The 7,994-nt window shown below is 67.5% G+C and carries 5 protein-coding genes; all 5 read right to left on the bottom strand.

Annotated elements, in window-relative coordinates; all coding sequences use genetic code 11:
* Positions 1-38: 38 nt before the first annotated feature.
* Positions 39-665 carry a superoxide dismutase family protein gene (locus ACREPD_RS20975; protein ID WP_431601088.1) on the bottom strand — a complete coding sequence of 209 codons (627 nt, stop codon included), beginning with the start codon at positions 663-665 and terminating at the stop codon, positions 39-41.
* A 52-nt stretch (positions 666-717) separates the two neighbouring features.
* Positions 718-1,287, bottom strand: a complete 570-nt coding sequence (locus ACREPD_RS20970; RefSeq protein ID WP_431601087.1) for a superoxide dismutase family protein — start codon at positions 1,285-1,287, stop codon at positions 718-720.
* A 92-nt stretch (positions 1,288-1,379) separates the two neighbouring features.
* The gene (gene ntrC, locus ACREPD_RS20965; RefSeq protein WP_431601086.1) at positions 1,380-2,828 is read right to left on the bottom strand and encodes a nitrogen regulation protein NR(I); all 1,449 of its coding nucleotides are present in this window, start codon (positions 2,826-2,828) and stop codon (positions 1,380-1,382) included.
* A complete protein-coding gene (locus ACREPD_RS20960; protein WP_421568364.1) occupies positions 2,818-3,879 on the bottom strand; it encodes a two-component system sensor histidine kinase NtrB in 1,062 nt (353 codons plus the stop codon). Before ACREPD_RS20960 ends, ntrC begins: the two co-directional genes overlap by 11 nt.
* 962 nt (positions 3,880-4,841) lie before the next feature.
* Positions 4,842-7,856 carry an autotransporter outer membrane beta-barrel domain-containing protein gene (locus ACREPD_RS20955; protein WP_431601085.1) on the bottom strand — a complete coding sequence of 1,005 codons (3,015 nt, stop codon included), beginning with the start codon at positions 7,854-7,856 and terminating at the stop codon, positions 4,842-4,844.
* Positions 7,857-7,994 lie beyond the last annotated feature (138 nt).

Below are 7,994 nucleotides of genomic sequence, written 5' to 3'. Positions count from 1 at the left end.
CCGTAGAGCCACCCCATGGGTGGCTACCCCTCAGCAGATCAGGGCGCGGCCTTGATCACGGCGCACGCCAGACGCGCACCGGCATTGCCGGTCGGCTGGGTCTTGTAGTCATCCGGATCGGCATGCACGATCAGGCCGCGGCCGATGATGTCGAAGTCGTTGCCTTCGCCGATGTTGACGTTGGTGGAGACCGGGGCGTCGACCACGGCATTGCCCTGGGCATCGGCGGTGATGTTCGGAATGTCGCCACCGTGGTGCGGGGTGGTGGCCACGTTGCCGTGGTCTTCCTTGGCCGGATTGAAGTGGCCGCCGGCGCTGTCGCCGTTCGGCGCGCTGCAGTCGCCCTTCTCATGGATGTGGAAGCCGTGCTCGCTGTTGGGCTTGAGACCGCTGATCTCGCCCTTCACGTGCACCTTGCCGTCGACGACGCTGAAGGTGACGTTGCCCTTGACCGCATTGCCCTGGGTCGGCGCCAGCTCGGCCGTGGCGGTGTGGTTGGCGTGGGCTTCGCTGGTCATGGCCGGCGGCGCTTCGGTGGTGCGCGCGGTTTCGGCGATGGGCGGGGTGGCGGTGGCAGCGTCGGCCGGTGCGTCGGCCGGCTTGCTGCAGGCGCTCAGGCCGAGGGTGGCGATGGCCGCGAACAGGGCGGTATGAATCAGGCGCATGTGGATCTCCTTACGGGTAACGAGAAAAAAGCGACGTCGGTGGGCAGCGCGTTCAGCGCGGGACCCGGATGACGCCGCAGGCGATTCGGGCGCCGGCATTGCCGGCGGGCTGGCTGCGGTAATCGTCCGCGTTGGCGTGCACGACCAGCGCACGGCCGACGATGTCGGTGGCCGCACCACCGCCGAGGGTGACACCGGGAAGGCGCACATCGACGCTGACGCGGCCCTGCGCATCGGCGCGCAGGTTGTCCATGTCACCGGCGTGATGCGCGCCGGCGCCGTTGCGGCCATGCGGCTGGTTGGCCGGGTTGAAATGCGGGCCGGCGCTGCTGGCATCGACGGCACTGCAATCGCCGCGCTCATGCACATGGAAGGCGGCGGTCTGCATCGGCTGCAGGCCACCGATGGTGCCGGTGATATGCACGCCGCGCGCATCGGGCACCAGCGCCAGCCGGCCGCTGACGATACTGGCCGAGGCGGGTGCCAGCGCGGCTTCGGCCAGCTTGGCGGTGCTCACCACCGGCACGGCGGGCGCCGGCGCGGTGCGCTGCTCGGGCGCGGTACCGCAGGCGGCAAGCACCAGCAGCGCGGGGATCAGCAGGGCGAGTTGGGAACGACGCATCGGAAACTCCATGTCTGCAAATTAACGTCAGGGTCGTCCACGGACCATGAAAGGCACTGCGGCGCGGTGCTTTGGACCCATGAACAGGGTATTCATCCGCCGCGCCGGCGCCCGGCGCCGAGCTTGCGGGTCAAGGTATTGCGGCCCATGCCCAGCCGCGCGGCGGCTTCGGCACGGCGCCCGTGGGTGATCTGCAGCGCCGCTTCCAGCAGCGCCTGGTCGACGCGCTCGCGTACCTGCGCGTGCAGCCCTTCGGCGCCTTCGGCCAACCGCTGCCGCGCCCAGGTCGAGAGCAGGGTTTCCCATTGCCCGGGATCGCCATGGGCGCGCGTGCGCGGGCCGGCGCCGCGATGCAGCGCGCTGTCCACGTCGGCCACGCCGATGGTGTCCGACGCGGCCAGCGCCGCCATGCGCCAGCACACGTTTTCCAGTTCGCGTACGTTGCCCGGCCAGTCGTGCTCGCGCAGGGCCTGCAGCGCCGCGGCCGTCAGCCGCTTGGGCGGCGTGTCGAGCTTGCGCGCGGCGGCGGCCAGGAAGGTGTCGGCCAGCTGGGCAACGTCATCGCGACGTTCGCGCAGCGGCGGCAGGCGCAGGCGCACCACGTCCAGCCGGTGCAGCAGATCGGCGCGGAAGCGCCCCTGCCCCACCAGCGTTTCCAGGTCCTGATGGGTGGCGGCGATCACCCGCACATCGACGCGGATCAGCTCGCGGCCACCGACGCGGAAGAACTCGCCCTCGGCCAGCACGCGCAGCAGCCGGGTCTGCAGCGGCAACGGCATGTCGCCGATCTCATCGAGGAACAGCGTGCCGCCGTTGGCCTGCTCGAAGCGCCCCACATGCCGGCGCTGCGCCCCGGTGAAGGCACCCGCTTCGTGGCCGAACAGCTCGCTTTCCAGAAGCTCGGAGGGAATGGCCGCGGTGTTCAACGCCACGAACGGGCCCTGCGCGCGCGGCGATTCGTGGTGCAGCGCATGCGCCACCAGTTCCTTGCCGGTGCCGGTTTCACCGTTGATCAGTACCGACAACGGGGCCTGCGCCAGGCGGCCGATGGCGCGGAACAGCGCCCGCATCGCGGGGGTGTCGCCGACCAGCTGCGGGCGCTGGTCGGGCGCGGCCGGCTCCGCCACCTCGCGGCGTTCGGCCACGGCGGTATCCGGCGCGGGCAGCACGCGCTGCGCCAGCGCCACCGCATCGTCCAGGTCGAACGGCTTGGACAGGAACTCCTGGGCACCGCCGCGGAACGCGCCGGCGGTGCTGGCGACATCGGTGTAGGCCGACATCACGATCACCGGCAATTGCGGGTGCGCGGCCTTGAGCTTGTCCAGCAGGACCAAGCCGTCATCGCCGGGCATGCGTACATCGGTGAACAACAGGTCCGGCGGCGATTGCTCGGCCAACATGGCCAGCGCGGCCGCCGCGCCATCGAAGCCCTCGACGGCGTAGCCGGCATCGCGCAGCGCCGTGCACAGCACGAAACGCACGGCGCGGTCGTCATCCACCACCCACACGCGCTGGGACGTGGTCTGGCTGTCATCCGCCATGCGCGGTCTCCTCGGTGGCGGGGGTGCCCTGCCCGATCGGCAGCTGCACGGTGAATACGGTGTGGCCCGGGCGCGAGCGGTAGGTCAGCGTGCCGCGGTGTTCGCGCGCTACCTGCTGGGCCAGCGCCAGGCCCAGCCCGGTGCCTTCGGCGCGGCCGCTGACCAGCGGCAGGAACAGGTGCTCGGCCAGCGCCTCGGGCACGCCACGGCCGTCGTCGGCAATTTCCAGGCGCAACGCCATCGGCTGCAACTGGTCGCCGATGCGTATGCCGTGTTCGACCCGGGTACGCAGAGTGACGGTGCCGGCGCCGGCCTGGATCGCGTTGCGCACCAGGTTCCACACCGCCTGGGTGAGGCGGTCGGCGTCGCCATCGAATTCGGGAATGCTGGGGTCGTAGTCGCGCTGCAGCCGCACGGCCCAGCCACCTTCACTTTCGGCCAGGCGCAGCACGCGCTCCAGCGAGGCGTGGATGTTGAGCGGCGCATGCGGTGCGGCCGGGGCCGGCGACAGCAACTGCTCCAGCAGCCCGTTCAGGCGTTCGATCTCCGACCCGATCAGCTCGATCAGCTCGCGCTCTTCCGGGTCGCGCTGCAGGCTGCGCCGGGCCAGCAGCTGGGCGGCCCCCTTCAAACCGGCCAGCGGATTGCGCAGCTCATGCGCCAGGCCCTTCAGGGCCGCGCTCAGCGCGCTGGGCAGCGCTTGGGTGGGGTCCATACCGGGAAACTCGTCCACCGGATGGGCTTCCAGCAGCCAGCCGTCTTCCTCGTGCCGGCTCAGCCAGCCCTCGGCGAAGCGGGGGGCCTCGCCGGGCAAGGCCAGGGCCAGCCGGTGCAGGCGCAGCGTGTCGCGTTCACCGCGCGCCAGGAAATGCGCCAGCGCCTCGCCCTGCACCTCCAGCGACGCCAGCGGCTGGCCCAGCAGGCGGCGCACGCTGACGCCCAGCCAACGCGCAAACGCCGGGTTGCAGCCGGCGACGCGGCCTTCGGCATCGGCCCAGGCAACCGGGGTGCCAAGGACATCAAGGGACGGAGACGGTGGAGCGGCAGTCATTGCACCAATGTAGTGCAAAACGGGGGTGTGTTGCCCCTGCCGTCGGCTGCATCCGTTTGGGCGGTTTAGCAAAGTTAGTGCCGTACACACCAACTATGGTGAATCGGCTGAGTACGAACTATGCCGGACGGTATGGTAGGCGCAGCCCGCTGCGGCTGGGGGTGTGATCCTCGAGAAGCGGGAGGATGAACCCGTACTCTGTGCAGCTTAGTACAGGCGGCGCGGGCCACTCGTTCCCTCAGTTAAGTACAAATGCAGGCAATCGCCACTCCGCGGTAGTCCGGCATTTGAAGGCCGAGCCCAAGCACATAACCGAGGAGCGCGACATTCTAAAAAAGTGACCGCGGACATTAACAAGAGCAAGCGCGAAGCTCGCATTCATGCACGAGCACGCTCGCAAGGTACCCCTCTTGAACAAGTACTTACCCGCTCGTTTGCTTCAACCCGCAGGCAAGGCGCCTGCCACTTTGGCCAATGCTGTGGTGGCACCGTTTCGGAAAAACGTAACCGAGAGTTGCCAGCCCGCGCACGATCCGCCAATGATCACGAGCAGTGGCGAAGGACAACGGTAGGATCCATCTCTTGCGATCGCCTGCATGGCGCGCAGGTCCGAATGACTTGGCGCAGGCGGTGCATGAGGGTGGTAGTGCCACCCTTCCCGATGGTCCCGACCGTTGCCGGCCGCCCACGCAAAACTACAGCCAGCGCAGGAGCACGCTGGCCGCAACAGCCGGAGCCGCGTTGGGAAGTTGATGGAGCACTCGACGCATCGCGGAGTTCTGGGAGTCGGCCTGCGCGAGACATATCAGTTAATCGTTAAATTTCCTGCCATGCAGCGTCGCGCGCAGTGCTTTTCAGCCAGCCGCGTGAGTCACCGCCTGCGACGCTGTCGGCGACGCCAGGAAAACAAGAAGGGCCCCTGTAAACGGGGGCCCTTCTTTACATCAGGCGGTAGGCGCCGGTTACCAGTCGTACTTCAGACCCATCATCGCACCCACCGTGCGGAAGTCGTTGCTCCCACGGCTGGCGTTGAGTTCACCCCAAGCCGTCATGCCACGGCCGAGTTGCAGCTGCACGCCGGCCTTGCCCTCGTAAACATCCTTGGGCGCCGCGCCGGACAGCGACACGTCGTCAAGCCAGACGGCGTTGGCGGCACCATGGTTGTGGTACCAGTTTGCCGTCAGATACGGCTGCACCCGATTGATGCCGTCGCTCGTGTCATGGCCGAACACGCGCACGCCGACGCGACTGCGCAGCCTACCGGCCTCGGACACTGCCACGTGGGTGCCGTTGCTTTCGTCATGGCCCCCTCCGCCCATGCGGTAGTCGGACCAGGTGAGCTGGGCCTGCGGTTCGACGTAGACCGCACTGTTGGCACCCTGACGCAGCGTGAACGCATAGCCGGTTTCCACCGACGCAGTGCGGCTCCGGCTGTCATAGCGCTCGGCCTGCAACGCCTCACCCTGCACCCGGTTGCGGTACTTCCCCAGCTGCGCCCAAGTATCAACATACAGGCCGCCATCGCCAGCCGGATCCTGCACCCAGCTGCCATACACGCCTGCCGACTGCCCCTTGACCCGGCCTTCGGCCGAGTAGCCACTGCTATCGGACGTCACTGTGGTGGTAGCTTCGCCCGCACCCACCATCACCCCCACTACTCCGCGTCCGGTATCGCCCCAGCGACTGATGTCCGCACCGGCCTGCAGTACATGCTGCCGGCTGCGCGCCTGCAACTGGTCCAACAGCGCCGTGTTGGCATGATAGCCGGCCGCGCGGGCCCAGCCGGCTACACCGGCCCGGCCGTCATCCTTGCCGCCAACCAGGTTGGGTTCTCCGATGCGGTCATGCATGGCCAGGTTGAACATGCCCACTGCAGCCGCCTGATTGACCAGATAAGCGCCGGCTTCCGGTCGCAACTGGTGCGTGGCCGGCGGCGTACCCGGTGCACTCGGCACGGTCGGGTCCGTCGGCTCCGTCGGGGCTTCAGGATCCACAGGCGTGGAGGGCAGCTCCGAGCGCAGATACCAGTTGCCGTTTTCTGGCGCAGTGGGCGTGCCCTGGTGCAACGAATACTCGTAAGCCCCAGCGACGGCGCGGCCGGCCAAGCCGAACTGGGCGGCTGAATCACCGTCCACTTCCACCAGCTTGATGCCATCCACGGTCAACCCGCCGCGTCCGTCGATATTGTTGACCAGGATGTCCGCGGTGCCGTAGGTATCGCCCAGAACGTGCAGGCGATCGGTGCGGGAACTGTCATCGCCCAGCGCGGTGTTCATCACCAGCAGCCCCTGGTCGGCGTCGAAGTTGCCCGCCACGGTCAGGGTCTTGAACTGACCGCCGGCAGGCGCTTCGAAGACGACTTGACCCTGCCGCAGTCCGAGGTTACCCACCGACGCGTCGCCGGTCATCTGCCATTGCGAACCGCTGGCAATGGACAGATCGCGGATAACGCCCTCCGTTTTGCCGACCCATGCCGAATTGCGCGACAGACTCAATGACGTTGCGCCCACACCTTCGCCCGAACCCAACACCACGTCACCAACGGCAAGGACATTTTCATCCAAGCTGACCAGGCTGGGCGCGCCGCCCAACTGTTCAAGGAAGACCCCATTGCCGCCAAAGGCCTTTGCACCGGCAGACAAGGCGATGCGGCCGCCATCGGATCGGATGGCGCTACCCAGTGCGGAATCCAACACCCCACCTGCCATGCCCAGCGTGCTGGCGCTTACGCTGGCACCGGCAGCCGCAAGGCCCTCTGCATGTACGCTGGAGTTCACCAGCTGAATGTCGGCACCGGCCTCGGCAACAGCGCCGTGCGCGCCCTCCCCGGTTGTCAGCACGCGGGTATCACGGGCAACGATCTGTGCGCCAGCCGGGCCATAGGCGTACAGCCCATGGCCGCCGATGCCGGCGGTCTCGATATCGCTGTGGCTGATGCTCAGCAGCGCACGGGCGCCATCTCCGGTCTGGCCGGACTTGACCGCATCGGCGCACGAATCCCCACTGCCGGGCAGCAGCGCACAGGCCATCGCACCAAACCCGGCTTCGCCGGTGGTCCTGACCTGCACGTTGCTGGCATTGAGCATGGTGTCGGCGTCGCCCAGGTTGCCCGCTACCTGGGACAGCAGCCCGATGGAGGACGTGCCGTGCGTAGTGACCGTGCTGTCCTGGATATCCACTGCGCCGCCCCACTCGGCCACAACCCCCGCTGCGGTGGTCCCGTCGAAATCTCCACCAAAGGTCTGGACGTCGACCGCGGTCGCACGCAGCTGCGAGCCTGCACCGATCGCATCGAGGCCATAGCTGCCATCGCCATGGGTGGTGACGCGCGCGTCGGCAATGTCAACCGCACCGCCGGCAACGGCGCGTGCACCCATCGCGAACGTGCCAGCGTTGGTCAGGATATCGACCGAGGACACGTGCATGATCGAGTCGGTGCCTTCGGCAATGACGCCATGTGCATAATCACCCGCAGTGGTTGCCCTCACCCCCTCCAGCGTGACATTTCCGCCTTCCACGGCGCGGAAGCCGTACGAGAAGATCCCTTGGGTGGTAACGCTGACGTTGCTGCCGGCGATCGACGAACCCAGCCCCGATGCCTCTACTCCGTGGGCATAGCCCTGATGGGTCTGGACGTCCACGTCGGCAAGTTGCAGGATGCTGCCGGACAATGCCTTGATCCCAGTGGCAGTCGCATCGACCGTGGCCCGGGTCAGGCTGGCGTGGGCGCCTGTCTGCGCCAGAACGCCAATGCTGTTGGCGCCGCTGGCGCTGATCTGGCCGTCCTCGAATCGAAGGTCACTGCCCGCACCGGCGCTGGTGAGGCCGTATGCACTGGCACCACGCGTGGTGACCGTGCTGTTGGCCGCGTCCAGACGCGAACCCGCTGAAGCTTCCAGCCCGTGCGAATTGGTGCCGTAGGTGGTCACCGTGGTGTCATCCAGCGTGACCAGATTGCTGCCTGAACCACTGGACACGACACCGCGGGTGAATCGCCCAGGGTTCCGTAGACACCTCGCGGCCATAAACTATGGCTTAGGCGGAGGTGGTTATGAGTACGAAGCGGTACACCGATGAGTTCAAGATCGAGGCGGTCCGGCAGATCGTTGAGTACG

It is taken from the genome of Stenotrophomonas sp. (assembly GCF_050737075.1).
Lineage (GTDB): Bacteria > Pseudomonadota > Gammaproteobacteria > Xanthomonadales > Xanthomonadaceae > Stenotrophomonas.
Note: the sequence above shows the minus strand (reverse complement) of the source record. Positions and strands in the feature narration are given on the sequence as shown.